The sequence below is a fragment of the Lichenibacterium minor genome (assembly GCF_004137685.1).
GTDB classification, from domain to species: Bacteria; Pseudomonadota; Alphaproteobacteria; order Rhizobiales; family Beijerinckiaceae; genus Lichenihabitans; species Lichenihabitans minor.
Map to the genome: position 1 here is coordinate 1 of NZ_QYBB01000052.1, position 26,361 is coordinate 26,361.

Sequence of the window (26,361 nt, forward strand, 5' to 3'; positions counted from 1 at the left end):
CCCTCATGCTCGGAGGCTGGCGGAACCCGCTCAAGCGCTCGCGCTGATCTTCAGTTGTGCCCTACCTCTCCGGAAGCCCTCCCGCGAGAGCGGGTTCGTCCTTGGGTCGACTCCGGCCGGGAGCAGCCAAACGGCGAGGCAGGGTGGATATCTACCGGTCCGCTTCCGCTCAAACATGCAGCGGAAGCGGACGTTCGCGGGTTCGTGTTATGCCGCCGCCCAGGCGACCGCATCAGCGCCAGCCGGCAGGCGCATCGGGCAAGCCGGGTCGGTTGCCGCGCGCCAGACCGCCTCGGCCACGTCTGAGGCCCGGGTCAGCTCTTCCGTCGCCTGCTGGAAGTTCGCGAAGACCCTTCCTGCCAGATCGCCGTAGGCCTCGGGTACATTCATCCCCATCCGCATGCGGGCGTTGGTCCCGAACGCAGTTTCCGGCGACCGGCCGGGGATGACGAGATGAGCGCGCACGCCAAATGGCACAAGCTCGTGGGCGAGGGATTCGGTGAAGGCGTTCACCGCCGCCTTGCTCGCAGTGTAGACTGCCAGCAGCGGCAGCGGCCGCAGTGTCACGCTCGACGTCACGTTGACGATCACCCCCGCGCCCCGTTCCCGGAACTGCGGCAGCACGGCCTGGGTCATGGCGATGGTGCCGAGGGTGTTCGTCTCGAACACCTCCCGGGCGGACTCCATCGACAGGCCTTCCAGGGCGTTCAGCAGCCCGACGCCCGCGTTGTTCACCAAGACGTCGATCGGCCCGGCCTTCGTGACTGCACGGGCGATGCTGCCGGCGTCGGTCACGTCGAGCGGCAGGACGATGAGACGGTCGGACTCCGGGAGCAGGGCCGCATGAGGCGCGCGCATCGTCGCGACGACCCGCCAACCACGGTCGAGGAACAGGCGCGCCGTCTCCAGGCCAAAGCCAGAGGAGCAGCCGGTGATGAGGATGGTATTCATGAGGACCTCCCGTGTGATGCACCATGGGGTGATAGGAGCGCTCCGCCGGACGTGATACGGGCGCGAGTCCGTGTTTCATTGGCAAGCGTCCAATATGGCCGATCCACTGACCCAGGTCGTCGGGCTGCTTCGGCCCAGCGCCTCGTTCTCCAAGTTGGTTCTAGCCGGCGGCACCTGGACCGTGCGGCGCGACGACCACGGCCAGCCGTTTTACGCCGCGGTGCTGGAGGGGGCGTGCCGCCTCGCCATCGACGGCGAGGTCGAGATCGTGCTCGCGGCTGGCGACTTCGTGCTGATCCCCGCCGCCAGCGCCTTCGCCGCCTCCAGCCTCGTCGCGCCGTCGGCGGGGCGGGCGCCGCCGCCCGTCGAGGTCAACCCCGGTGTGTTTCGGCTTGGCTCTCCCGAGGTGCCGCCCGATCTGCGCATGCTGGTGGGGCACTGCACCTTCGCCTCCGATGATACAGACCTGCTGCTGTCGCTCCTGCCTCGGTTCGTCCATGTGCGCGGCGTCGGGCGCCTGACTGTGCTGCTCGGCCTCGTGAACGAGGAGACGCGGGCAGACAGGCCCGGCCGCGAGGTGGTCCTGGCGCGGCTTCTGGAGGTGCTCCTGATCGAGGCGCTCCGGTCAACCACGGGTCCAACGGCACCCTCGGGCCTCCTGCGCGGACTCGCCGACGAGCGCGTGGCCGCCGCGTTGCGCCGGATGCACGAGCGACCGACCGTTCCCTGGACGGTCGCAGCCCTGGCCCGAGTAGCGGGACTGTCGCGCTCGACATTTTTCGAACGGTTTCGACGCGAGGTCGGCGTCGCGCCGATGGCGTATCTGCTGGCATGGCGCATCGCGCTGGCTAAGGATCTACTCGGTCGCGAGGGAGCCGGCGTGGCAGAGGTGGCCGAGCGCGTGGGCTACGGGTCTGCCAGTACCTTCAGCACCGCCTTCTCTCGTCATGTCGGCAGACCGCCGATCCACTACGCCCGCGAGCAGCGCGTCCAACCCTGCAGGCCTACGCCTCTGAACATCTGAGAAGGGTAGAAGGGGAACGGCGGCTTACTAGGCTATGAAAGCCAAAGCGGACCTTCGCACATCACAGGGAGGCGGCGGCGCGCTCTCATGCGTAACGCCGAACTTACGTCAAAACGACTACATAGAAGGTCTGTGGGGATTCCTATGGGTGCGCCGATCATGAGTAGGAATTGCGCGCCCATGCCGAGCGTCTCGTATGAAAGGCGCAGGCTATCGCCCGATGAGTAGGTGCAGTTGTCGAGCAGCCTTCCCACGCCAGCGTCGAAGCAGTTCAGCTGACGAGATGTGATGGTGCTACCCACCGCGAGGGTGTAACCGATCAAGGCCCCGCCATGGCGTGCCAAGGCCGCGTCTTTGACTTCATGAGCGTCGTCCATAGACCGCAAAATGCGCAGGTCGACGTCACCGGTCCGTTCGGCCCGCTTGGCGTATGCCAACGCCGCCCCGACTGCAACTGCGTCCTGTACAGCATCGATGTCTGAACCAAGGTGCAGACATGTCGGCTAACACGCCAAAGCCTGAGAATCAAATCTACCACGAAATCTTTATGTCGTCGGGTGTTCAGCCGTCTCGTATCTTGATGCGGATGGAGCCATCCTGATGCTGCGACCTAGAAGCGTCGCACTGACCACAGCCCACGTTGGATAAGATGCAATCCGAACATCAATCCGTCGCCCGCAAGGACAACGACAAGGCTTCTTACCTAGTCGGACAAGACGACGAAGGACACTGGCTCGCCGTTGAGATCCATGGTCTGGGGGGTGGCATCTTCATGAGCCGCGACAAAGCTTTTCGCTATGCTAGAGACGAGAGCCACGGCCTGCCCGGAGCCGTACGCTTCGTCGACGAGCCTATCTGCCTCTTCATATCGTGATCGGGCGAGGAGACGGTCGATGTTCCTACAAGGTTCCATGACGGCGTTGGCGACGCCATTCACCTCCGATGGCTTGGACCAGGAGACCTTCGAGCACTTCGTGGAGTGGCAGATCACCGAAGGCACTCAAGGCCTCGTCCCCTGCGGCACGACCGGCGAGGCCTCGACCCTGACGGCGGGAGAGCGCCGTCGCCTGATCCGGGTGTGCGTCGAATGCGCGTCTGGCCTCGTCCCCGTCGTCGCCGGGACGGGGACGAACTGCACCGCCACCACGATCGAGCAGACCCGAGCCGCGAAAGCAGCCGGCGCCGATGCGGCATTGGTCGTCACACCGTACTACAATAGGCCGACCCAGGAAGGCTTATACCGGCACTATGCCGCCATCGCGAGCGCCGTAGACATCCCACTAATCATCTACAACGTGCCTCGGCGAACCGGCGTCGATCTACACTTCAGCACGCTCGAACAGCTCGTGAGGATACCGACCATCGTCGGAATCAAGGACGCGAGCGGTGATGTCGATCGCCCTCGCGTCGTCAGCCAAGTTGCGGGGCCTCGCTTCGTGCAGCTCTGCGGCGATGACGCGAGCGCGGTGACCTTCAACTTGGCAGGCGGGCGCGGCTGCATCTCGGTCGCCGCAAACGTCATACCGTCCCTGTGCCGGGACATGCAGCACGCCTGCAGAACGAAGGAATGGGGCAGCGCGCGCGACATCCAGCACCGGCTGCAGAGGCTCGTCGCGGCCCTGAATCGCGAAACCAACCCGGGTCCTATCAAGCACGCGCTGTCCCTGATGCATCCCGGCTTCTGCCGCGAGCCGAGGTTGCCCCTTGTCGGTGTTGTCCCGAGCACCGCCGACGAGGTGAGGGACGCGCTGGCCAGGCTCGGGCTGCTGTCGGACGATGTTTTTCCTGTGCCGCCGTGGAGCAGTGGGGGGCATCACGGAAAGGTTGCTCCCACCGCGACCGTGTGGCGGGCAGAGTAGGCTCGCCAGCGGTGGGGCCGAGGGGGACGTGGATCCTTCGCGGCCCCCGTGTTCCCGGAGATGCGATCGCTCCCGGAGCCTCGGGCGAAAATCGGTGCGATCGGTCCCCGATCTCGTGCCCTGGCATGACGCAAAAGCTGGTGACGGATGCCACGGTGCTTCTTCGACGTCGGCGAAGGCTCGACCCTCGCGCGGGACCGCGTCGGCATCCGCCTCCCGTCCATTGGCGATGTCCCTGACGAGATGCTGGCCCCTGCTCGAACAACTCCGCTTCGACGCGGCGTCCAAGCTGACGAGCGGCCTGATCACGGTGACGGTCCGAAACGAATCCGACGTGCTCATCTACGTCGGGACGGTGGCCGTCGAGGTTGTGCCGCTCGACAGCTGACCCCGCACGGAGTCGATTCGCGGCACGGTCTCGGCGTCAGGGCACGCCGACTAGGATCGCGTAGGCCCCCGCGGCGTCCCACACGTCGTGAAGGGCCGCCCTCACTAACCCATCGCGGAGCTTTCGCGACACGCAAGCGAGCGCGTTGAGATGATCGCCCTGCGACCGTTCCGGCAGCAGCAAGACAAACACGAGGTCGACGCGTTGGCCGTCGATGGCGTCGAACTCCACGGGCGCCTTTAGGCGGATGAACAGTCCGAATGTGCGCTTCAGCGATGCCAATCGGGCATGGGGGAGCGCGATGCCGGATCCCATGCCGGTCGAACCGAGCCGCTCGCGGGCGTTCAGGGCCTCGGCGATCGTCGACGCCTCCAAATCCGCGGACTTGGCGCAGAGACGCGCGATCTCGTCGACCAGCCGCCGCTTGTCCTGGATTCGTAGGTCGAGGACCACGTCCTCGGGCGCAAGAAGATCGACTATCTGCATGCTACGCTCCATCGACGTCGGAGAGCGACGCCCTTTGCCGCCGTCATCGCCGCCCGTCCGTTTCCTCAGGTGCCCTGAGCCTGTAACCCACGCCGGTCTCCGTGAGGATGTAGCGGGGCCGCTCCGGCTGTGGTTCGAGCTTCTGGCGCAACTGTCGGACGTAGACCCTGAGATATTGAGAGTCGGTCGAATCCCCCCATACCTCGCGCAGGATTTGGGAATGGGTCAGAACCTTGCCGGCGTGCAGCACCATCAGCCGCAGCACTTCGTATTCCTTGGGGGACAGCTTCACATCGACGTCGCCTCTCCGCACCACGCGACGGACGAGGTCGACAGCGAGGTCGTCCACGCGGAAGATGGGGCGCTCTCCCTGCACGGCGAGGCGATGGCGCAGGGCGGCGCGCAGCCGCGCCAACAGCTCATTCATGCCGAAGGGTTTGGTCACGTAGTCGTCAGCGCCGAGGTCGAAGGCTTCCACTTTCCCGGCCTCGTCGCTGCGGCTCGACAGGACAACGACCGGGACGGCGTCATCGCGTCCTCTGATGATGCGGAGGAGTTCATGACCCTTCATGTCCGGAAGGCCGAGGTCGAGGATCACGAGGTCCACTTTCTCGTGATCCATGACGTCGAGGGCGGCGCGACCGTTCGCGGCTTCGATCACGGCGTAGCGCTGCGACGACAGCCCCATGCGGAGCAGCTTCCGGATCGGGGGCTCGTCGTCGATGACGAGGATGCGCACGGAGGGCATGGTCGGGCTTTCCGAGAAGGTGGGTGCTTCGCCACCGCGCTGCGCGGGCGGTACGTCCGGACGGTACGATGGAGCGGTCGCGTCGGGCATGGTCAGGCCGCTTCGCTCGAGCGCCGCGGTCGCCGGGGCAGGTCGAAGGTCATGGTGAACGCGGCCCCCTTCCGGTCCGTGCGGTTGGACGCCGTCAGGGTGCCGCTCATGGCCTCGACGAACCCCCGCGAGATCGCGAGGCCGAGGCCGGTGCCGGCCCTGACATGGTCGCCCTTGCGGGCACGATAGAACTTGTCGAAGATCCGCTCCACGTCGTCGACGGGGATGCCCTCGCCTTCGTCGAGCACCTGCAGGTGCAGCCGCCGACCTTCCTGCCAGCTCTGCACCCGGACGGCCGCGCCCGCGGGCGCGTATTTCGCCGCATTGTCGAGCAGATTGAACAGGGCCTGCTCGAAGAGCACCGCGTCGAGGTCGAGGGGCGGAAGATCGGGAGCGTTCTCGACCTCGACGCGGTGGCCGGCCAGGATTTTGCCGGCGCGCCTGAGTGCCGCCCCGACGATCTCGCCTATGTCATACTCCGCCAGGTTCGGCGCGACCGCGCCGGCTTCGAGGCGTGTCATGTCGAGCAGGTTGGCGATGAAGCGATTGAGGCGCTCCGCCTCGTCGATCACCGTGCCGAGCAGCTCGACCTTGCTGTCCGCGTCGAGCGAGCCGTCGAGGTCGCGCAAAGTGCTGGCGGCGCCGAGCACCGAAGCGAGCGGCGTCCGGAGATCGTGCGATATGGAGGTGAGAAGGGCCTGGCGCAACCTGTCGGTCTCGGACAGCAGCTTGGCGCGGTCGAGGTCCTCGACGAGCCGCACGCGCTCCACGGCGAGGCCGCCCTGATCGATGAGCGCGTCGAGCAGGCGTCGGCGCTCCGGCGTCAGGATGTGGCCCGCGGCGTCGTCGTCGAGGCCGACCACGCCGATCGTCCCACGCCCCGTGCGCATCGGCAGGAAGAGGCGCTTGGCGCCGGGGAGGGTGTCGGCGCCCCGACCAGCGGCGCGGTCGTTGTCGAAGCACCATTTTGCGGCGGCGATGTCGGCGTCGTCGAGTTGGTCCTCGGGCGGGTACCCCGCCTTTACGGCGATTCGGTCGGCCTCGGGCAGGAGCACGACAACCCGGACCTTTAGCATGGAGGCGACTTGGAACACGGTAGCCCAGAGCACGTCATCGAGGTTGCCGCAACTGGCCAACTTGCGGCTGAAGCCGTAGAGGGCCTCGGTGGCTCGGGCGCGCCCCTTCGCGACGACAGCCTCCGACCGGGTACGCGCCGCCAGGTTCGACACCAACACGGCCACCACGGTGAAGAAGAACAGCGCCGCGATGTTGCTCGGGTCAGCGATGGTGAACGTGTAGATCGGGGGTAGAAAGAAGAAGTTATAGCAGAGCGAACCCATCACCACGGCGGCGAGCGACGGGTAAAGCCCGTAGCGGACCGCCACCAGGACGATGGCGGTGAGGAAGACGAGTTCGACGGTCTGCACCGCGAAGAACCGCTGCACGACCTCCGACCCACCGAGCGCGACGATGGTGGCGGCCAAGCCCGCGAGGTAGGGCCAGACATCGGTGGGGTTCGCGTCATGCGCCGCCCTGACCGTCTTCTTCGGCATCTGTTCGCCATCCGCCACCGCGTCCCCCGCGATGACGTGGACGCTGATGTTGCCGGATCGCCGCACGAGGTCCTGGACCACGGAGCCATGCCAAAGCTCGAACAGCTTCGAACGCTCGGATTTACCCATCACGACATGCGTGACGTTGTTGTCGCGGGCATAGGCGATGACGTCGTCGGCCAAGCGCCGCCCCGCCCCTGGCACGGTCACGGCCTCGCCGCCGAGCCGGTCGGCCAGGCGGAGCGTGTCGGCCACGCGGTCGCGCTCGACGTCCGTGAGCTGCAGGCTCCGCCGTCCCTCGATCGACAAGGCCACCCAAGGCGCTCGCAGGCGGTCGGCGAGACGCTTGGCGTAGCGCACGAGGCCGGCGCAGCGCGGATCCTCGCTGATGCACACGACGACACGCTCTCCCGCCGCCCAGGGTCCCGCGATGGCGTGGGCCTGCATGTGTGTGAGGAGTTGGTCGTCCACGCGTTGCGCCGTGCGCCGTAGCGCCAATTCGCGCAGTGCGGTCAGGTTGCCGGCCGTGAAGAAACTCTTCAAGGCGCGCTCGGCGTGCTGGGGCAGGTAGACCTTGCCCTCGCGCAGCCGCCGCAGCAGGTCGTCGGGCGAGATGTCGATCACCTCAATGTCGTCGGCCATGTCGAGCACGGAGTCGGGCACGGTTTCCCGGACGCGGACGCGGGTGATCTGGGCCACGACGTCGTTCAAGCTCTCGACGTGCTGGATGTTGAGCGTCGAATAGACGTCGATCCCCGCCGCGAGGAGCTCCTCGACATCCTGGTGGCGCTTGGGATGGCGCCCGCCCGGCGCGTTGGTGTGGGCCAACTCGTCGACGAGGGCGATCTGCGGGCGGCGGGCGATCAGGCCGTCGAGGTCCATCTCGTCGAGCGTGCCGCCCTTGTAGTCGATCCGTCGGCGCGGGATCAGCTCGAGGCCCTCCACCATGGCCTCGGTCTCGGCGCGGCCGTGGGTTTCGATCACCCCCCCGACGACGTCGAGGCCTTCCCGCAGCCTCGCCCGGGCGGCCGTGAGCATCTCGTAGGTCTTGCCGACACCCGGCGCGGCGCCGAGGAAGATCTTCAGCCGGCCGCGACGTCCACCCTCCCGTTGGGCTTCGGCCAGGAGCGCGTCGGGGGACGGGCGCCGGTCAGCATCGGCCCGTCGGTCTCGGTGTCGCTGGTCGGCCATCGTGGCTCCTCATCGCATGGCCAGCGCGCGGGGGGCGCACCGGCCTTCCCGGCCCTCATTGATGCGTGGCGGAGTCGAGCGCCATATTCAACGCCAGCACGTTGACACGGGGCTCGCCGAAAAGCCCCAGGGAACGGCCCTGGACGTTCTGCTCGACGAGCTGCCTCACCTCATCGGTCGAAACCCCCCGCGCTTTTGCGACGCGCGACACCTGGAACGACGCGGCTTCGGGCGAGATGTCCGGGTCTAGCCCGGAGGCCGAGGAGGTCACGAGATCTGTTGGTATCGGGCCATCGGGGTTCTCGGCCTTGAGCTTGTCGACGTCACCCTGCACCCGGTCGATCAGCGCCTTGTTGGTCGGGCCGAGGTTCGAGCCGGCCGAGTTGTCAGCCGCGTAGGGTACCGGCACGGTCTTGGTCGGGTCCTTGGGGTCGGGCTCGGTCGTAGCCGATGGGCGGCCGTGGAAGTAGCGCGCGTCGACGAAGTTCTGACCGATGAGGGTCGAGCCGATCACCTTGCCATCCTTGTCGGTCACGAGGCTGCCCTGTGCCTGAGTCGGGAAGACGAGGCCGGCGATGCCCGTGATGGCCAGGGGGTAGGCGAGGCCGGTGATCGCCGTCAGCGCCACGAGCATCACCAAGGTGGGGCGGATTTCCTTCAACATCTGTTTGGTTTCCCTCAGGCGAGGTGGAGCGTGGAAACGAGGAGGTCGATGGCCTTGATGCCGATGAAGGGCACGACGATGCCACCGAGGCCGTAGATCAAGAGGTTGCGCGACAGCAGCGCGCCGGCGCCGATGGCCCGGAACTTCACCCCGCGCAGCGCCAGCGGGATCAGTGCGATGATAACCAGTGCGTTGAAGATGATAGCAGACAGGATCGCGCTCTGCGGCGACGCGAGGTGCATGACGTTGAGCGCGCCGAGCTGCGGGTAGAAGGCCAGGAACATCGCCGGAATGATGGCGAAATACTTGGCGACGTCGTTGGCGATGGAGAAGGTGGTGAGCGCGCCGCGGGTCATCAGCAGCTGCTTGCCGATCTCCACGATCTCGATGAGCTTGGTCGGGTCGCTGTCGAGGTCGACCATGTTGCCGGCCTCGCGGGCCGCCACCGTGCCGGTGTTCATGGCCACGCCGACGTCGGCCTGAGCCAGGGCAGGGGCATCGTTGGTTCCGTCGCCGCACATGGCCACGAGCTTGCCCTTGGCCTGCTCGGAGCGGATCAGGCCGAGCTTGTCCTCGGGGGTGGCTTGAGCGAGGAAGTCGTCGACGCCGGCCTCGGCCGCGATGGCGGCTGCCGTCATCGGGTTGTCGCCCGTGATCATGACGGTGCGGATGCCCATGCGTCGCAGCTCGCCGAAGCGCTCCTTGATGCCGCCCTTGACGATGTCCTTGAGGTAAATGACGCCCATCAGTCGGCCATCCTTGGCCACCGCGAGCGGGGTGCCGCCCGCCTTGGCGATGGCGTCCGAGATCTCACGGATCTCCGACGAGGCATTGACCGCGAAGTCGGGCTTGGTGGCGAGGGCCGCCCCGCCGCGGGCTTCTGAGACAGGCTCTGACTGAACGTATTTCAGAATGGAGTCGACCGCGCCCTTGCGGATCGACGAGGTCCCGACGTCGACGCCGCTCATGCGCGACTGCGCCGTGAAGGGCACGAAGGTGGCGCCCATGTCCGCCATGTCGCGGGCGCGGATCTGGTACTTCTCCTTGGCCAGGACGACGATGGATCGGCCTTCGGGCGTCTCGTCGGCGAGCGACGCCATCTGGGCGGCGTCGGCGAGCTCGGCCTCGGTCACGCCGCGCACGGGGCGGAACTCGGTGGCTTGGCGGTTGCCGAGGGTGATGGTGCCGGTCTTGTCGAGCAGCAGCGTGTCGACGTCACCCGCCGCCTCGACGGCGCGGCCCGACATGGCGAGCACGTTGAAGCGCACCAGGCGGTCCATGCCGGCGATGCCAATGGCGGACAGCAGCGCGCCGATGGTGGTCGGGATCAGGGTGACGAACAGCGCGACGAGCACGATCATCGAGATGGAACCGCCCGCATAGGCGGCGAAGGCCGGGATCGACGCCACCGCGAAGACGAAGATGATGGTCAGTCCGGCGAGCAGGATGTTGAGGGCGATCTCGTTGGGCGTCTTCTTGCGCTCGGCGCCCTCGACGAGCGAGATCATGCGGTCGATGAAGGTCGAGCCGGCCGCAGCTGTGATCCGCACCCGGATCCAGTCTGACAGTACCTGTGTGCCGCCCGTCACGGCCGAGCGGTCGCCGCCCGACTCGCGGATGACGGGGGCCGACTCGCCCGTGATGGCGGCCTCGTTGACGGAGGCCACGCCTTCGACGACCTCGCCGTCGGACGGGATGATGTCGCCTGCCTCGACCAGCACGATGTCGCCGACCTTGAGGCCCGCACCTGGACGCATCTCGAAGAGCTGCCGCGGGCCGCCGATCGCCGCGCCCGCGCCGGTGAGCACCTTCGCCTGCGTTTCGGTGCGGGTCCGGCGCAGGCTCTCGGCCTGGGCCTTGCCGCGTCCTTCGGCCGTGGCCTCGGCGAAGTTGGCGAAGAGCAGCGTGAACCAGAGCCAGAGCACGATCTGGAAGGAGAACCCAAGGTTGGGCCCGCCCGTGACGGCGTCGCGGATCAGCAGCACCGTGGTCAGCGCCGCCACGACCTCCAGCACGAACATGACCGGGTTCTTGATCTGAAGCCGTGGGTCGAGCTTCTTGAAGGCACCTCCGACCGCTGGCCCAAGGATGCGAGGATCGAGAATGCTAGATTGAGTTTTGGCCATGATGATGGCTCCAGGGGAGGCAGATGGATTGTGTTTTTCGTTGGAGGACGGCTGTGACGTCGGGGACGGGCCCCCGACGTCACGGGCAGCGCGCCGTCAGGGCGCCGAGGCGAAGCTCTGACCGGCTTGGCCGGCGAGGTGCTCGACGATCGGCCCGAGCGCCAAGGCCGGGAAGAAGGTAAGGCCGCCGATGATCAGGATCACGCCGACGAGCAGGCCGACGAAGAGGCCGCCGTGCGTCGGGAAGGTGCCGGCCGAAGGCGGTACCCGCTTCTTGGCTGCGAGCGACCCCGCGATGGCGAGCGCCGGGATGTGGATGAAGAAGCGTCCGAACAGCATACCGATCGCCAGCGTGGTGTTGTAGAACAGAGTGTTCGCCGACAGGCCCGCGAAGGCCGAGCCGTTGTTGGCCGCCGCCGACGTGTAGGCGTACAGGATCTCCGAGAAGCCATGCGGGCCGGGGTTGTTCGTGCCGGCGACCGCCGAAGGCAGGACGACGGCCAGCGCGGTGAAGCCCAGCATCATCAACGGCAGGATCAGGATGCCCAGCATGGCCATCTTGACCTCGCGCGCCTCGATCTTCTTGCCGAGGTACTCCGGGGTGCGGCCCACCATGAGGCCGGCCACGAAGATGGCCACGATGACGAAGATCAGCATGCCGTAGAGACCCGCGCCGACGCCGCCGATGACGACCTCGCCAAGTTGCATGTTGATCAGCGGGATCATGCCGCCGAGGGCGGTGAGCGAGTCGTGCATGGCGTTGACAGCGCCGCAGGAGGCCGCTGTGGTGATGCTGGCGAACAGGGCTGAGGCGACTATGCCAAAGCGGACCTCTTTGCCTTCCATGTTGCCGCCATCGACCCCGATGGCGTGCAGCAGCGGGTTGCCCGCAGCCTCCGCCCCGTAGAGGACGGCGACGCCCGCGACGAACAGCACGCCCATTGCCCCGAAGATTGCCCAGCCCTGGCGCTCGTCGCCAACCATGCGGCCGAACACGTTGGTCAGCGCCGCGCCGATGGCGAAGATGGAGACCATCTGCACGAAGTTGCAGACTGCCGTCGGGTTCTCGAACGGGTGTGCGGCATTGGCATTGAAGAAGCCACCGCCGTTGGTGCCGAGCATCTTAATGGCGACCTGGCTCGCCACGGGGCCGAGCGCGATGGTCTGCTTGGCTCCCTCAAGTGTCGTCGCGTCGACGTAGGCGCCGAGCGTCTGTGGGATGCCGGTCCAGACGAGATAGAGCGCATAGGGCACGCAAATCGGCAGCAGCACGTATAGGATGCCGCGCGTGAGGTCGACCCAGAACGAGCCCACCGTCTTCGACGACGCGCGGGCGAAGCCGCGGATCATCGCCACGGCCAGTGCGATACCGGTGGCGGCAGACAAGAAGTTCTGGTGCGTCAGCCCCAACATCTGGCTCAGGTAGGACAGCGTGCTCTCGCCGCCGTAGCTCTGCCAGTCGGTGTTGGTGATGAAGCTGACCGCGGTGTTGAAGCTCAGGTCTGGCGCCACCGCGGCTTGGCCGGCAGGGTTGAGAGGCAGCATGTCCTGCAGGCGCAGCAACAGGTACAGGATCAGGAAGCCGCCGACATGCAGGAACACCATGGATACGAGGTAGGTGACCCAGGTCTGCTCCTGCTTCTCGTCGATGCCCGACACCGAATACAGGACCCGTTCCACCGGGCGAAGGATGGGGGACAGGAAGGTTCGCTCACCCGTGAAGACGCGGGTCATATAGCCCCCGAGGGGCTTCGTGAGTGCGATGACGATGGCGCAGTAAAGCGCGATCTGGATCCAGCCTATGGCGGTCATGATGCTCCCTTTCAGAACCGCTCGGGGCGGACGAGGGCGTATGTGAGGTAAATGAGAAGGCCGATCGTCACGATGCCTCCCAAAACGTAGTCGAGCAGCATGGCAGGCTCCCTAGAGGCGTTCGCAGATGACGGTGTAACCGATCGAGATCGCGAAGAACGCGAGCCCGCCGACGACGAAGATCACGTCGAGCATGTGTGTTGTTTCCCGTAGTGGCCCAACGAAGAGCGAGCGTCGGCGCGGTCACCGTCGCGCAGGGACGGCTCGACCTCAGTCAACGGTCTTCGAGGCCAGGGATCGCAGGATCGCCATATCTTTTCGAGAGGCGAAGTGCTCCAAAGATATAAAGATCCCATAAAGGTGAGGTGGATCCGGGGAAGGCATGGGGAGACCCAGAAGTCGATCCGGGCGCGGATGGGTCGACGCCAGGTCTCGATACCCACAGAGTCTTTATAAGAAACGTAGCGTAGACACATATCATCACTACGGCGATCCGGCGTATCGTTCCAGCAATGTCAGGCCGGAGACGTCGATTCGACTGCGATGAATATCATGATGACTGATGACACGCACCCCTGGGGACAGCCCCCGCTCCAGTCCGGTCCTACACGGACACCCATCTCGCTCCGTCACGTCGCCAGCATCGTCGCGGTGCTCGGTGTCGCCGCCGGGCTGACGGGGGCATTTCTATATTGTCCAGCCCACCGAGATGGCGGGCGTGCGGCGGCTCGGAAAGGTGGTGTCCAAGGAGCCCGTCGGTCCCGGCCTGCACCTGAAGGTGCCCCTCGTCGACATCGTCGACACTATCCAGACCAGTCTCGACACCTTTCAACTCGCCAACCTGACCGTCTACACCATCGACAATCAGGCCGGTCCTCGCCGACCGCGTCCTGCGCGTCTTTTCCACGCAGAACACGGTGGGGATCTCCGCCAATCGCGAACAGATCGCGGCGGCGATGCGCAAGGAGGTCGGGAGCGCGCTTCAAAGCATCTTCGGCATCGAGATCACCGATCTCCAGCTCAGCAGCATCACCTACAGTCCCAGCTTCCAGGCCTCCATCGAGGCAGCCGTGCAGGCCAAGAACGACGCCATCCGGGCCGAGAACACGGTCGTCAAGGTCCGCTACGAGGGCGAGCAGCAGAAGGTCCAGGCCGACGCGCAGGCGGCCGTGCGCGTCGCCCAGGCCAACGGCGAGGCGCAGGCCACGGTCGCCCGGGCGCGGTCGGAGCGCGAGGCGGCGATCCTACGCGCGGAGGGCGACGCGCAGGCCGCCACTCTCCTCGGCGACGCACAGGCCCATGTGGTCCAGCAGGTCGGGACGGCCGTCGCGGGCAACCCTGGCGTGGTGTCGTATGAGACGGCGCGCCGTTGGAACGGCCAGATGCCCTCCACCGTTCTGGGCGGCGGCGGGGGGACGGGTCCCCTCGCCCTCATGAACCTGCCGCCTGCCAGTCGGTGATAGTTCTCGCAAGCAGCGCGTGCCGGATGAGACCGTTGTCGACCTTTGGATCCGAACGTCTCGCTCGTGTCCACGGGCGAGGACAGAGCAACCGGAGGCGAGTGCCTCCATGTCCTGCCGGTGACTGATGCATGGGACGTTCAAGGGCGAACTGCCGCGGAAAGGCCATGAGGGCGGTGGGGGAGCGACCTTGTCGCTCGTCCTCCGCATTCTCCTGAGGGAGGCAGCTGTCGGTGTCCTGCTCTTCCTCACCCTGGGAATTGACGGGAGGCGCGATGCGTTCGTCTGCGCGGTGATGAGTGCCGGCCTCGTGCTGCTGACCCATAGCCGGAGCCTTTTAGGCCGCAAGGACGCGATGGGGCTGCTCACCGAATGCGTGGTCATCTTCTGCGGGGCATTAGCGGTCCGCTACCTACTCGTCCTCCTGCCCACCCTCCTGGCAGCACGGCATTGAGGGCGTCGTCGTCACGCCGGGGACCGCAGCACCGGCTCCCAGAACTCCAGTGAGGATGGATGGTGCGGTGTTCGTAGCGGGCAGGATCTATCGTGACGGGCGCGCGGCGGAGCCCGTGGACCTCGACCAGAGCCGGGAGTGGACGTTCGACAGGGGCGACTTCGTCTGGATCGGCCTCGTCGAACCGCGCGAGAAGGAGCTGCGCATCCTGGCGGACCGCTTCGGCCTGCACCCGCTCGCCATCGAGCACGCACTCAGCGAGCATCGGCTCCCCAAGCTCGAAACTTACGGCGACCAGCTCTTCGTGGTCGCGCGCACGGCGTCATTGACCGGGCAGGAGATGTCCTACGGCGAGACGGCGATCTTTGTCGGACGCCAGTTCATCATCACGGTCCGCCACGGCTCCGAACGCACGCATGCCGACCTGCGGCAGCGCTTGGAAACCTTTCCCGAAGGGATGCGGTCAGGAGTGGCCTACGTGCTCCACGCCGTCCTCGACTACGTCGTGGACGGCTACGGCCCCGTGATCGAGGCGATCGAAGAAGAGGTGCTGTCGCTGGAGGGGCGCGTGCTCGACGTCCCCCTGTCGAAGGACGACGTCCGCGTGATCTTCGCCTACCGGCGTCAGCTGGCCCGGTTCGGCCGCATGCTGCAGCCGACGCTAGAGGTGAGCGCCCGGCTCCAGCACCTCGACCTTCCCTGCGTCGAGCCTGCCCTGAAGCCGTACTTCCGGGATGTCGAGGACCACGTCAGGCGGGTTGCCGGGCGGGTGGAGGGCCTCAGGGACGTCCTTCGGTCGGTCTTCGAGATCGGCCTGTTGATGGAGCAGCAGAGGCAGAGCGTCGTCACCCGCAAGCTGGCCGCCTGGGCGGCCATCCTGGCCATCCCCACGGCGATAGCCGGAGTGTACGGGATGAACTTCGAGTACATGCCCGAGCTTCACCTACGCTACGGCTACTATGTCGTCCTCATCTGCATGCTGACGATCTGCGGCCTCCTCTACCTGCGCTTCAAGCGCATCGAGTGGCTGTGAGAGCGACGGTGCCCCAGGTCAGCAGCGGTCCGAGGACCGGGACCGTCGAGCGCGCCGCCGTCCCCGCGGAGCGCTTCGACGCGAGGTGGGCGCGACCTCGGCGCCCCTCCGCGAGGCGTCGATCCTGCGACGAGCATCTCTCAGCGGGTGACGAGCATGACGATGGCGGGTGGCATGGCTGAGGATAAGCGTACGCCTGCGCAGGGCATTGATGGGTAGGAGTCGCCTCTATATGGAAGAGATCGTCCTCGTCGTGGTGGGCAAGGTGCTCGCGGTGCTCGGGCTCATCGCCGCGAACGGCTTCTTCGTGGCCTCGGAGTTCGCCCTGGTAGGGGTGAGGCGGACGCGCATCGACGAACTTGTGGCGCTGAGCGATGGCACGGCGAAGCTGCTGCAACGAGCCGTGGTCGGCCTCGACGACAGCCTCGCCGCGACCCAGCTCGGCGTCACGGTGTCGTCCCTCGCCCTCGGCTGGGTCGGCGAGCCGGCGCTCGCCGACCTGCTGGAGCCCGCACTCGGCATGCTGGGCCGGGCGGCACTCGGCAGCGCCCACGCCCTGGCGACGGCGGGCGCCTTCGCGGTCATCACCGTGTTCCACATCGTGTTGGGCGAGTTGGTGCCGAAGAACATCGCCCTGCAGAAGCCCGAGCCGACGGCATTATGGATCGTGAGGCCCCTCGGCCTGTTCCTGACCCTGTTCAGGCCGGGCATCGCGCTGCTCAACGGCCTGGGCGGCGTCGTCATGCGGCTGCTCGGCCTCGAACACTCAAGCGAGGGAAACCGCCTCCACTCGACCGAGGAGCTGAAGCTCCTCGTCGCCGCGAGCAGGAGCGCGGGCCTCGTCGACCAGGCGCAGCAGGACGTGGTCGAGCGCGCCTTCGCCATGGGCAACAGGCGCGTGCGGTCCATCATGACGCCGCGCCACGATGTCGACTGGGTCGACGCCGATGGGACGACCGACGCCATTCTGCGCGGCGTGCGCCATGGCCGGCACGAGCAGATCGTCATGACCAAGGGCACCCTGGACGACGTCGTCGGCATCCTGCGCAAGCAGGACCTCCTGGACATGCACCTCGACGGCAAGCTGCCGACCGAGGATTCGGAGGACGGCCGGGCCGCCCTGCTGCGGGCGGTCCGGGCGCCGCTGGTCGTACACGACGGGGCAAGCATCACCCAGGTTCTGGACATGTTCAAACAGCGCCTCGTCCAGATGGGGCTCGTCTACGACGAGTACGGGTCCCTGCGGGGAGTGGTCACACAGGCCGACCTTCTCGAGGCGCTCGCGGGCGAGATCGTCGACACGGACGACGACATGTCGGTGGTGGTACGCGAGGACGGGTCCTACGTCGCCGACGGCGCCCGCCCCTTCCAGGACGTCTTCGCCCAGGTCGGGATCGCCCCGCCCCCAAGCGAGGCGAGCGAGTACAGGACGCTCGCCGGCTTCGTCCTGTCGAAGCTCGGTCGCATCCCCGTGTCGGGCGACAGCGTGGAATGCGAGGTCGGAGGAAGCGAGTGGTGCTTCGCCGTCACCCGCATGGAAGGCCGTCGCATCGATGAGGTATCGATGCGGAGGACGGCCGATTGAGGGGGTGAACGGCGTAAAGGCGCGCGCCGATTACCGCTACGCCGGTATCACCCATAAAGATCTCATAGTGATGCGCGCGAGTCACTGCTTCGCGGAAAGCCTTATATTCGAAGAACAATCGATTGATCCCGTGTCGAGTTCATGTGATCAATACCAAGGTGGTGGCAGCTGAATTCTAAGGATATTCATCTTGAACAGCGCGTTGTTAGGCAGTTTCGGGGCGCTCGCCCTATCGACCTTGACCGCCGTCGCGGCAGACGTACCAGCCGCGACGGCGCCGTCCGCTCCCTGCAAGACCGCGATCACCTTCCCGGCCTATGGCGGCATCGTCGCCCAGAACCCAAATCCCGCCTGCATCACCGTGCCAGGCGTCGGCGACGTCTACGTCGGCGGCGCGATCACGGGCTACGGCTTCCTGCAGTCGAACGCCTTCCCCCCCCTCGACGACAAGCCTGCCGAGCGACCGCTCGGGCCTCGCCGACTTCTCGAACCTGCAGGCCTTCGTACAGAAGCCTGACGGCGCCTTTCAGTTCTACCTGCAGTCCGGCCTCTACACGGTGCCGACGCTTGGGGCGCCAACCTTCCGCACGCTCGATGGGACGCAGCTGCTATTCGGTCCCGTGCCGGTCGTCTATGGCAAGTACAATTTCAATGAGGACTGGTCGATCCAGGGCGGCCGCCTGCCGACGCTGATCGGCGCCGAGACGACCTTCACGTTCCAGAACCTCAACATCGTCCGCGGCCTGCTGTTCGGCCAGGAGAACGCGGTCAACCAAGGCGTCCAGGTCAACTACGCACACGGTCCGCTCACCGTGTCGGCCTCGGGCAACGACGGCTTCTTCTCCGGGCAGATCGACTGGCTGACCGGCCTCGTCGCCTACAAGATCGATGACGCTCAGACCGTCACATTCGACGCCGGCGCCAACCTCGGTCGCTCGTCCGTGAGTACCTTCGCGACGCCGCTCGCGCAGAACAACTCCGCCATTTTCAACCTGATATACAGCTACAGCCACGGCCCCTGGATCGTTACGCCCTACCTGCAGTTTACGGACGTCCAGCGCGACGAGCGGATCGGCTTTGCTCAGGGCGCCTCCACCTACGGCGGTGCCGTGCTGGCCTCCTATGCTTTCACGGACCATTTCGCGCTGGCGGGGCGCGCCGAGGCTGAGTCGCAGACGGGCCGACGGGGAAGCGGCACCATGAGCCTTCTCTACGGGGCGGGCTCCTCGGCGGCTTCGGTCACGCTCACGCCGACCTTCACCTTCGATCGCCTCGTGCTGCGCGGTGAATATTCCCACACTCAGCTCTACGACATTGTGCGTGGCGACGTCGCATCCGGCCTCACCGGTTCTGGGTTCGGTCGGATGGGCGTCAAAACGGGTCAGGACCGCTTCCTAGTCGAGGGTGGCATCACGTTCTGAGCTGATCCGTCGTCCACTCGGATCTCGCTTCCCACTTCGGTTTCGGCACGCACGGGAAGGGCCAAAGGTGAGGTAACGATGCGGGGATAAGCTACGGATCAAGGAAAACTCGAGGACGGAGTACCTTCGGCCGTCGCCCGTATTGATGTCCGCTTCGGAGCAGACCTGATTTGGCGTCCAAGGACCGATGTGGGTCGACAGCGGCGTGCGCAGGCTCGGCACGAAACGCGGCTTCGCGCGTCTCCGTTGAATGCTCTTCCACTTCTCCTCACGGCCGACACGGCCACAGGAGGACGGCACCAACCTGCCCCGCCCGCGGATTGTGATGGACCGGAAGGGCCGCGGAGTTCGCGTCGAGGTTCGCCGCGCCCGGGAGGCAGGCCAGATCGAGATGCCGGTCTGAATTCCCCACAAACTCGATCTGTGACCCGATCCCGACTCGGGCTGGGAGTTCCTGCATACCCTTAGGGCCGAGCTGAGCCACGTTCCTAGCGTGATGCTTGCCGACCCCGCCGAGGTTGAGCGTGTCGACGCCTGAATCCAAGAGCACGCCGGAAATGTGGTGGCGATCGCAGGACTGGCCACAACGCCGTCCGCCTGCCCTCGCCGGGAGGCCGTTCCACGCTTCCCAGAGAGACGCCAGAGGCGAGGGACCTATTCGCTTCCTCTGGGCGGACCATCGAAATCCGATTGCTATGGTTGATAATTCGTAAATTACTCGCGGCTCCGAGATCCCACTTGATCCAAATGACAGCTCTGTAAACGACAGCCCGAGGGTACACGTGCCGAAGGGCCAGACAGGACAGCACCTTCATTCAACCCCCAACCCGATGCGGATTATCGCAACGCCTGAAGTTTTAGAAGATGCCTCTGACTTCGAGGCTCCGAACATCACATGAGTATGATGCAAGTTACAAAGCACTAGGTAAGCTGACATTGTGAAACCAGTCCTTGGTATTCCTCGACAAGCCCCTTAATCTCAGTTAATTTATTATGAAACAGACCCAAATCCGATTGAACCTAAGTTAATATTGCAAGTTTCATCTCATTCAGCTGTGCCAAAACTAGAATACTTCATGTTTTTACGGTAGGTATTGTTTACATAGATCAAGTCTTCTCTGTTTCCATCGAGCCGCCTCTCAGGAGGCCGATCTGAATGGAGCAAGCGATGACAACCATTACCTCGTCCGGGTTGCTCAATGGCGTGATCGGCGGAGTCGTCGACAGTTCTTCGACCGATCCGCTTATTGTCGACACTGACGTAACAGTAAACGGTAACGTGACCACGCCGGCGCTCAGCGTATTACCGATTATTGGCCCCATTCTCACCGGCACTGTTGGTAACGGTATTCAGGCGACCGCTCAAAACGCAACCGTGACGAACGACGGTACTGTTGATGGTGGAGGCACCAGCGGCATCGGAGTCAATCTCACGCTGGGCGGCACCGTCACCAACAATGCCACTGTAAACGGCGTCGCGGCCGGTATCAGCGTTGGTGGCACCACGACCGCCCCCTCCAATGTGACGAACAATGGCGCCGTCAGTGTCACGGGCGGCGTGCCCGGTGTCGGCGTAGCGCTGGACCTCGGTGCGCTCACCAATGGCGGTACTATCCTGGACGCGAATGTCGGCGGCATTGGCGCCACCGTCGGCAGCTCCAACGGCACCAGCACCGCCACCAACTCGGCGAACGCGTCGATCACCGGGGCGCTGAACGGCCTCGTCACCACGGGTAATACGGTCACCAGCAACGCCGGCACCATTGCGGGCACCACCGGCATCGGAGTCACCCAGACGGCCGGCAGCCTCACCAACGAGGCGACCGGCGTAATCCAGGGTGGGTTAGACGGCGTCGCGCTCACAGGTGGCAATCTCACGAACGCGCTGGGGGGCGCCATCACCGGTGTGACCGCCGGCGTGCTCAACACTGGTACAGGCGCGCTCGACAACGCGGGCGCCGTGCTAGCCACCGCGGGCGACGGCCTGTCCACGGCCGCCGGGACCCTCACCAACGAGGCCAGTGGCACCATCACGGGCGCACAGAACGGCATCGTCGGCACAGGCACGGCCGTGATCGACAACCTTGGCAAGGTGACGGGTCAAGCCGCCAGCGGCGTGGATCTGGCAGGCGGTGCCCTCACCAATGAGGTGAGCGGCATCATCAACGGCGTGACGGCCGGCGTCACCATGGCGGCGGACGGCATCCCAGATACACTCACCAACGCCGGAACTATAACGGCGACCGGCGCGGGTGCCATTGGCGTCAATATGGCCGATGGCGGCACGGTGACCAACTCCGGCACGATCAGCGGCACGATTGGTGTCGGTGGCACACCCGCTGTCGCGGTCAGCCTCGGCGGCGCGGGCGGTAGCAGGCTCGTACTGAACCCAACCGCCGTCTTGAACGGCGTCGCCCAAGCGACGGGCAGCAATAACACGCTTGAGATCGCCGCAGGAACCGGCACGACGACACTGAAGGACATCGGCACGACGATCACCGGTTTCGGCAATACAGTGCTCGATCAGGGAGCAGTCGCCGACGTCCTGGGCGCGGTCACGACACCCGGGACTGTGGCTGTCGGGAACGGCGCATCTCTGACCCTGGGGGGAGCGGTTGCGGCGGGTGTGACGGTGGACCTCGGCGGCACGGGTGCCAAGCTGACGCTCGGCGACCCGACAGCCTTCGCGGGCACGATCACGAACCTCGGCAGCGACGACGCGCTCGACCTGACGGGTTTGGCCGCCGGCAGCACAGTGAGCCTCACGCCTGGCGCCGGCCTGACCATCACAGGTCCTACCGGAGTGGCGACGACCATCGCTGCAGTTCTTCCTGTCAATGCCGCGCTCAGCCTCGACCCGAGCGGGACCGGTGTGACTGCCGGTGTCGGCCTCGGCGGGACAGGGACGACGGTCACGATCGGCACGGGTGGCACCGGCACGGGCGGCACGGGCACCGGCACGGGCGGCACGGGCACAGGCATGGGCGGCACGGGCACGGGTGGCACGGGCACGGGTGGCACGGGCGGCACCGGCACCGGCATGGGCGGCACGGGTGGCACGGGCGGCACGGGCGGCACCGGCATGGGCGGCACGCGTGGCACGGGCGGCACGGGCGGCACCGGCACCGGCACGGGCACGGGTGGCACGGGCGGCACGGGCGGCACCGGCACCGGCACGGGCACGGGCGGCACGGGCACCGGCACGACGGTCATCACCGATCCCACGACGGGCACCACGACGACCACGGCCAGCGGGGCGGGCGCCAGTACGGTAGTCACGACGGATCCGCACTCCAGCGGCACTACGGTCACCACGACCTCGCCGCTCGGCGCCACTACGACGATGGCCTTGCCGCTTGGCAGCACGATTGCCCAAGGTACCGGCGCGACGGCGGGCGACCTGACATCGCTCGATCCCGGCGCGATCTTCCAGGGAAGGGGCGCGTTCACGATCAGCGGGCATGTCGCGGCGGCGTCAGGAGTGAAAAGTGTGACGATCTCCGCCGTGATCGACGGAGCGGCCAATCCGACCGTGCTCGGCACAGCCACGGTGGCTGCGGACGGCACGTACAGCTTTCTCGACCATGTCGGCGCCCATCTCCAGGGCTTCATCACTGCCACGGAGACGGACGCGGCAGGCGGCTCACTCGCGGTGCAGAGCCCCTACTCGCTGCAGGCCGGCCTCCACAGCCAGGGCGGGTTCGTGACCGAGCAGGACCTGTACACTCCCAACGGCAGCGACTTCGTCTCACTGACGCAGTACAGGCCCGGAGGAACGAGCAAGGTCGACATTCATGACGCGGGACAAACGTTTAAGGCGGACTATTCGACCACATTCAACAATGGGGGTGTGCCCGAGAGCACCTTTATCTTCTCGCAGGGCAATGCTTCCAGCGTGATCCATGGCTTCCGTGTCGACGGCGCCGACCATGACACGATCAGCCTGCCCTCAGCGGACTTCCAAGACTTCGCGTCGGTGATCGCCAATACCCAGAACACCCGAGGCGGAGCCGTGATCACGGATCCTTCGACCGGCGATACGGTGAAGCTGACCGGCGTATCGAAGGCGGAGCTGAAGGCCAACTCGTCGGACTTCACTTTCCACGCATGATCGCCACGTAACGATGCGAGAAGCCGTCCGACGCAAGCCGGGCGGTTTCGCGTGTTACTGCTTGCCCTTGTACGCGGCGGTGGTCATATAGGAGTGCTGTCTAAATCGGGCCCTTATTACCTCCGAGGTCATCGTTGCATTAGAAACATAGGCGTTGATGTTTCTGCAGAGAAAGCAAGAGGAATTCTATTTCGAAATAGAAGGCCCGATTTCGATGGGAATATTTCTTACAGGTAATGAAGTTTCCCGAGCCCTACATGACATCGTAGCTGGGCACGATCTACGTTGCGCAGTATCGTTTTGGAAATATTCGGCGACGGTCGCGCTGCGCAAGGCCGGTACGGACATCAATCGGACGCGCATCGTTTGCAACATATCGACGGGCGAGTGTACGCCCGAAGCTCTCCTCGAACTAGGGGCTCCCCACAACAACAACCTACGATATCACTCCAACCTGAGCGCAAATGTTTGGGTATCCGATCGTGGCGCCTTGGTCGGCGCAGCAACGCCACTCGATTTGGCCACGGAAAAGGGCAGGTCGAAAAATGGGATCCTCGAAGCCGCGACCTACCACCGAGCCAACTCGAGCGCGTGGCGTGCAGCAGCCGAATGGTTCGACCGACTGTACAACGGGGCAAGGCCGCTTGACGTCGAGCTCCTTGAGCTTGCGCGTTTCAAATGTAGCCTGAAGTCTCGCGTATCTGAATGGCGGCAGCCTCAGAATGGCTCGCTCCTCGATCTCGTGCTCGACGATCCAGAGATCTTCAACGGCGTCGGGTTTGTCATCACGTCGCGACTGACCACCGAGAAGGAACGATCATCGGCGCGACAGGGTGCGACCGAGGCGGGCGTCGCTCCGCAGGACGTCATCGACGCATTTCCTTCCGATGGCATCTTCCTCGGACGAGACAGATCCGATGTGCTGCTCTGGCCCAGATCATTCATTGAACTCTGGTTGCCAAACAATGTTCTCAAAGTATTTCCTAGAACCGTTTGCACGGTGGACCCGGACGGTGGCACAATATTTACTAGGCGCGCCCCGCGGCTTCTCGCGGGCCTCCTTCCAACAGCTTCTTTTGACATACACACTGCGCAGCGCACCGACACTGCTCGCATACACCTACTGCGCGACCTAGGCTTAGGCCTGTTTCCGACAGCGATCAAGTTTGCACAAACCATCAGCGCTCTTTAGGACGATAGCATCAAGTTCATAGCCGCCCCTTAGCATTGCATCCATAGTGAATTATGCTCGGTCATGACCGAGAGAACTCCAGAGGGTGCGGTGAAGGAGCTCCCCGCGCGTCAGAAGCATGTAGCCAAGACCACTCCCTGAACGCCGCTGTAGCTGTTCCGATTGGATGGCGTTCAATGGCTTGCAGAAGCAAGGCGAGCCAAGCTGCGGGAACGGTCGGTGCGCAGCAATCGAAACGAGAAAATCCACCGAAAGAATGCCCTGCGTTCCCCCTTGCGGGATGACGGACGCCCTGTCGGGATTATGAATGGTTCGGCATCAGCGGCGGGGCCTGGAGTTTCGGCAGGCGCGCCAGCATCAGGCCCAGCACAGCCATGAACTCTTCCCGCCCCTGCCTCGACACGGCGCCTCGACCCCTCCATGCTCCCTGCGTAGAGCCGGTCGACAGGGCCGGAGCCGAATAGTTGGAGAGAGAATGCCGAGGTCGTGGTTCTGTCGCGAGATCCTGAGAGCGCTTTCGATGAGCGCGATGCTGTTGAGCGCCTGTACCGGTGGGCGGGCCCAGTCGGGGCCGTCGCCGTTGGATGGGCCGCTCACCATCCAAGCGCAGGGCAGCTTCTTCGTCGGCGGCCATGACGTCCACTCCGACACGCTGTCCACGCTGCCGGCCTATGCACCTTCCGGCACCGTGTCGGTCGACCAGATGTACGTGCGCTACCAGGTGCCGGCCGATGTCGCAGGACGGCCCGCCCTGGTGCTGATCCACGGCTGCTGCCTGACCGGCAAGAGCTGGGAGACCACCCCCGACGGCCGCAGCGGCTGGGACGACTACCTGCTGCGCAAGGGCTACCCGGTCTACGTGATCGATCAGGCGTGGCGCGGCCGTTCCGCCGGGAACATCGCTGCCATCGACGCCGTGAAGACCGGCAAAGCGCCGCTGGACCAACTGCCGACGGTGTTCGCGGCCGGCCACGAACCCGCCTGGGCGATCTTCCGCTTCGGGCCGGAGTACCCGAAGGTGTTCCCGGGCATGCAGTATCCGCTCGAGGCGCAGGCGGAGTTCTGGAAGCAGATGGTGCCGGACTGGGCGGCTGACCTGCCGACGCCCAACCCGACGGTGCCGGCCCTGTCGACGCTGGCGAAGCGCATCGGCCCCGCCGTGCTGGTCAGCCATTCGCAGGCGGGGATCTACCCGTTCCAGGTCGCCGCGGCGGGACGGGACGGCGTCGCCGGCATCGTGGCCTTGGAGCCCGGCGCCTGCCCGGCGCCCACCGACGACATGGCGCCCTACAAGGGCCTGCCGATCCTGGTGCTGTTCGGCGACTACGTCGACCAGTCGCCGCGCTGGGCGCCCCGCCTCGCCCTGTGCCGCCAGTTCGTCGCGGCCGCCAACGCCGCCGGCGGCAAAGCCGAGCTGGTGCTGCTCCCCGATGTCGGCATCCACGGCAACTCCCACATGATGATGCAGGACCGGAACAGCCACGAGGTCGCCGACTGGATGGCGGGCTGGATCGAGCACCACGTGCCAAGGCATATGTGAATGCCGAGCCCGCGATGATCACGACCGGCTGCACGATGCGGACCTTTGCCCGCAGCGCGCCGGCCTGAAACCGCAACGAGGCCGGGACCACCCGGCTTCTCCGACCTAAGAAGGGCTCAGGCGAGGCGTCAGCGTGGTGCGCCATCCTGATACGCGAAAGGCGCCCCTCGCGGAGCGCCTTCGGTCCCGTACGGGAAGACGGACGCCCTTGCGGGGCCGCGAGTGTCCTGAAGATAGCGAACGTCCTACGCCTCGACAAGGTCGGACGGTTCGACGCCGGCCTGCAGGTCGGGCACCAGCCGGGGCGCCTGCAGCCTCGGCAAGCGCGCCAGCACGAGGCCCAGCACGGCCGTGAACTCCTCCTGCGTCAGGCGCCGCGGCCGGCTGTGGTTGGCATCGATCGCGAGGCGGCTGACCGCCACCGTCCCGACCTTGTCACAGATGGCCCAGCTCGGCCCCACGCCGTCGATCGCGGTCACGAGCGGGTGCGCCCAGCGGTTCGAGCCCTGCGGCTGCGACGAGCAAGGCACGACCTGGACAGCGCCCGACAGCGTCCCATCGCCAGCGATCACGATCACAGGCCGGCGCTTCCAGAAGGTAGCGTCCACGGAGCTGGTGGAGTTTTGGAGTCGAGGGCGGTGGGCGGAGCTCCGCACATGGCGGAGCCCGCCGC

General features: G+C 65.7%; 22 protein-coding genes and 1 pseudogene. 14 read left to right on the forward strand and 9 right to left on the reverse strand.

Features of this window, described 5'->3' with window-relative positions; genetic code table 11:
• Positions 1–207: 207 nt before the first annotated feature.
• Positions 208–951, reverse strand: a complete 744-nt coding sequence (locus tag D3273_RS23860) for an SDR family oxidoreductase (RefSeq protein ID WP_129229454.1) — start codon at positions 949–951, stop codon at positions 208–210.
• A gap of 94 nt (positions 952–1,045) precedes the next feature.
• Between D3273_RS23860 and D3273_RS23865 the strand changes: the two genes are divergently transcribed.
• The 4 genes from D3273_RS23865 (at position 1,046) to D3273_RS28455 (ending at position 4,222) form a co-directional block, all read left to right on the forward strand.
• Positions 1,046–1,975: an AraC family transcriptional regulator gene (locus D3273_RS23865; RefSeq protein WP_129229456.1), complete on the forward strand. Its 930-nt coding sequence runs from the start codon at positions 1,046–1,048 to the stop codon at positions 1,973–1,975.
• Positions 1,976–2,624: 649 nt separating this feature from the next.
• On the forward strand, positions 2,625–2,849 hold the full coding sequence (locus D3273_RS23870) for a hypothetical protein (RefSeq protein ID WP_129229457.1): 225 nt from the start codon (positions 2,625–2,627) through the stop codon (positions 2,847–2,849).
• A 19-nt stretch (positions 2,850–2,868) separates the two neighbouring features.
• Complete coding sequence (gene dapA, locus D3273_RS23875) at positions 2,869–3,834, forward strand: 4-hydroxy-tetrahydrodipicolinate synthase (RefSeq protein ID WP_129229459.1); 966 nt, start codon at positions 2,869–2,871, stop codon at positions 3,832–3,834.
• 229 nt (positions 3,835–4,063) lie between these two features.
• On the forward strand, positions 4,064–4,222 hold the full coding sequence (locus D3273_RS28455; protein ID WP_165359654.1) for a hypothetical protein: 159 nt from the start codon (positions 4,064–4,066) through the stop codon (positions 4,220–4,222).
• A gap of 36 nt (positions 4,223–4,258) precedes the next feature.
• Here D3273_RS28455 and D3273_RS23880 read toward each other — a convergent pair whose 3' ends face one another.
• The 7 genes from D3273_RS23880 to D3273_RS23910 all read right to left on the reverse strand — a co-directional run bounded on the left by D3273_RS23880 (position 4,259) and on the right by D3273_RS23910 (position 12,993).
• Complete coding sequence (locus tag D3273_RS23880) at positions 4,259–4,708, reverse strand: PTS sugar transporter subunit IIA (protein WP_245501360.1); 450 nt, start codon at positions 4,706–4,708, stop codon at positions 4,259–4,261.
• 43 nt (positions 4,709–4,751) lie between these two features.
• A complete protein-coding gene (locus D3273_RS23885) occupies positions 4,752–5,456 on the reverse strand; it encodes a response regulator transcription factor (RefSeq protein WP_129229462.1) in 705 nt (234 codons plus the stop codon).
• A gap of 92 nt (positions 5,457–5,548) precedes the next feature.
• The gene (locus D3273_RS23890) at positions 5,549–8,290 is read right to left on the reverse strand and encodes a sensor histidine kinase (RefSeq protein WP_129229464.1); all 2,742 of its coding nucleotides are present in this window, start codon (positions 8,288–8,290) and stop codon (positions 5,549–5,551) included.
• A 55-nt stretch (positions 8,291–8,345) separates the two neighbouring features.
• Complete coding sequence (locus D3273_RS23895) at positions 8,346–8,954, reverse strand: K(+)-transporting ATPase subunit C (protein WP_129229466.1); 609 nt, start codon at positions 8,952–8,954, stop codon at positions 8,346–8,348.
• Between the two features lie 14 nt (positions 8,955–8,968).
• On the reverse strand, positions 8,969–11,080 hold the full coding sequence (gene kdpB / locus D3273_RS23900) for a potassium-transporting ATPase subunit KdpB (RefSeq protein WP_129229468.1): 2,112 nt from the start codon (positions 11,078–11,080) through the stop codon (positions 8,969–8,971).
• A gap of 96 nt (positions 11,081–11,176) precedes the next feature.
• Entirely contained in the window at positions 11,177–12,892 is a 1,716-nt protein-coding gene (gene kdpA, locus D3273_RS23905) for a potassium-transporting ATPase subunit KdpA (protein ID WP_129229469.1), read from the reverse strand.
• Positions 12,893–12,903: 11 nt separating this feature from the next.
• Positions 12,904–12,993: a K(+)-transporting ATPase subunit F gene (locus D3273_RS23910; RefSeq protein ID WP_129229471.1), complete on the reverse strand. Its 90-nt coding sequence runs from the start codon at positions 12,991–12,993 to the stop codon at positions 12,904–12,906.
• 590 nt (positions 12,994–13,583) lie between these two features.
• On the opposite strand from D3273_RS23910, the pseudogene D3273_RS30055 reads away from it, so the two are divergent.
• The 10 genes and pseudogenes from D3273_RS30055 to D3273_RS23950 all read left to right on the forward strand — a co-directional run.
• A pseudogene (locus D3273_RS30055) lies at positions 13,584–13,751 on the forward strand (SPFH domain-containing protein); the annotation flags it as partial.
• Between the two features lie 97 nt (positions 13,752–13,848).
• Positions 13,849–14,352, forward strand: coding sequence for an SPFH domain-containing protein (locus tag D3273_RS23915; protein ID WP_207210885.1), 504 nt, complete (start codon positions 13,849–13,851; stop codon positions 14,350–14,352).
• A 190-nt stretch (positions 14,353–14,542) separates the two neighbouring features.
• Positions 14,543–14,806, forward strand: coding sequence for a hypothetical protein (locus tag D3273_RS23920; protein ID WP_129229475.1), 264 nt, complete (start codon positions 14,543–14,545; stop codon positions 14,804–14,806).
• A 67-nt stretch (positions 14,807–14,873) separates the two neighbouring features.
• On the forward strand, positions 14,874–15,839 hold the full coding sequence (locus D3273_RS23925; RefSeq protein WP_245501361.1) for a magnesium and cobalt transport protein CorA: 966 nt from the start codon (positions 14,874–14,876) through the stop codon (positions 15,837–15,839).
• 232 nt (positions 15,840–16,071) lie between these two features.
• Positions 16,072–17,424 carry a hemolysin family protein gene (locus tag D3273_RS23930; RefSeq protein WP_129229479.1) on the forward strand — a complete coding sequence of 451 codons (1,353 nt, stop codon included), beginning with the start codon at positions 16,072–16,074 and terminating at the stop codon, positions 17,422–17,424.
• Positions 17,425–17,614: 190 nt separating this feature from the next.
• Positions 17,615–17,941: a hypothetical protein gene (locus tag D3273_RS29880; protein ID WP_342634286.1), complete on the forward strand. Its 327-nt coding sequence runs from the start codon at positions 17,615–17,617 to the stop codon at positions 17,939–17,941.
• Entirely contained in the window at positions 17,916–18,845 is a 930-nt protein-coding gene (locus D3273_RS23935) for an outer membrane beta-barrel protein (RefSeq protein WP_342634285.1), read from the forward strand. Before D3273_RS29880 ends, D3273_RS23935 begins: the two co-directional genes overlap by 26 nt.
• Before the next feature lie 1,168 nt (positions 18,846–20,013).
• A complete protein-coding gene (locus D3273_RS23940) occupies positions 20,014–22,956 on the forward strand; it encodes a beta strand repeat-containing protein (RefSeq protein WP_129229481.1) in 2,943 nt (980 codons plus the stop codon).
• A 154-nt stretch (positions 22,957–23,110) separates the two neighbouring features.
• Positions 23,111–24,148 carry a hypothetical protein gene (locus tag D3273_RS23945; protein ID WP_129229483.1) on the forward strand — a complete coding sequence of 346 codons (1,038 nt, stop codon included), beginning with the start codon at positions 23,111–23,113 and terminating at the stop codon, positions 24,146–24,148.
• Positions 24,149–24,668: 520 nt separating this feature from the next.
• The gene (locus D3273_RS23950) at positions 24,669–25,688 is read left to right on the forward strand and encodes an alpha/beta hydrolase family protein (protein WP_245501362.1); all 1,020 of its coding nucleotides are present in this window, start codon (positions 24,669–24,671) and stop codon (positions 25,686–25,688) included.
• Positions 25,689–25,933: 245 nt separating this feature from the next.
• On the opposite strand, the gene D3273_RS23955 is transcribed toward D3273_RS23950, so the two are convergent.
• On the reverse strand, positions 25,934–26,361 hold a 428-nt coding region (locus D3273_RS23955; protein ID WP_207210886.1), incomplete at its 5' end, for a type II toxin-antitoxin system PemK/MazF family toxin.

Bases quoted from the DNA above. Each gene is read 5' to 3' on its own strand.
- D3273_RS23895 (WP_129229466.1), bottom strand. From the start codon at position 8,954: ATGTTGAAGGAAATCCGCCCCACCTTGGTGATGCTCGTGGCGCTGACG.
- D3273_RS23910 (WP_129229471.1), bottom strand. From the start codon at position 12,993: ATGCTGCTCGACTACGTTTTGGGAGGCATCGTGACGATCGGCCTTCTC.
- D3273_RS23890 (WP_129229464.1), bottom strand. From the start codon at position 8,290: ATGGCCGACCAGCGACACCGAGACCGACGGGCCGATGCTGACCGGCGC.
- kdpB (WP_129229468.1), bottom strand. From the start codon at position 11,080: ATGGCCAAAACTCAATCTAGCATTCTCGATCCTCGCATCCTTGGGCCA.
- D3273_RS23915 (WP_207210885.1), top strand. From the start codon at position 13,849: ATGCGCAAGGAGGTCGGGAGCGCGCTTCAAAGCATCTTCGGCATCGAG.
- kdpA (WP_129229469.1), bottom strand. From the start codon at position 12,892: ATGACCGCCATAGGCTGGATCCAGATCGCGCTTTACTGCGCCATCGTC.
- D3273_RS23865 (WP_129229456.1), top strand. From the start codon at position 1,046: ATGGCCGATCCACTGACCCAGGTCGTCGGGCTGCTTCGGCCCAGCGCC.
- D3273_RS23860 (WP_129229454.1), bottom strand. From the start codon at position 951: ATGAATACCATCCTCATCACCGGCTGCTCCTCTGGCTTTGGCCTGGAG.
- D3273_RS23950 (WP_245501362.1), top strand. From the start codon at position 24,669: ATGAGCGCGATGCTGTTGAGCGCCTGTACCGGTGGGCGGGCCCAGTCG.
- D3273_RS23870 (WP_129229457.1), top strand. From the start codon at position 2,625: ATGCAATCCGAACATCAATCCGTCGCCCGCAAGGACAACGACAAGGCT.
- D3273_RS23885 (WP_129229462.1), bottom strand. From the start codon at position 5,456: ATGCCCTCCGTGCGCATCCTCGTCATCGACGACGAGCCCCCGATCCGG.
- D3273_RS23880 (WP_245501360.1), bottom strand. From the start codon at position 4,708: ATGCAGATAGTCGATCTTCTTGCGCCCGAGGACGTGGTCCTCGACCTA.
- D3273_RS23940 (WP_129229481.1), top strand. From the start codon at position 20,014: ATGACAACCATTACCTCGTCCGGGTTGCTCAATGGCGTGATCGGCGGA.
- dapA (WP_129229459.1), top strand. From the start codon at position 2,869: ATGTTCCTACAAGGTTCCATGACGGCGTTGGCGACGCCATTCACCTCC.
- D3273_RS28455 (WP_165359654.1), top strand. From the start codon at position 4,064: ATGTCCCTGACGAGATGCTGGCCCCTGCTCGAACAACTCCGCTTCGAC.
- D3273_RS23930 (WP_129229479.1), top strand. From the start codon at position 16,072: ATGGAAGAGATCGTCCTCGTCGTGGTGGGCAAGGTGCTCGCGGTGCTC.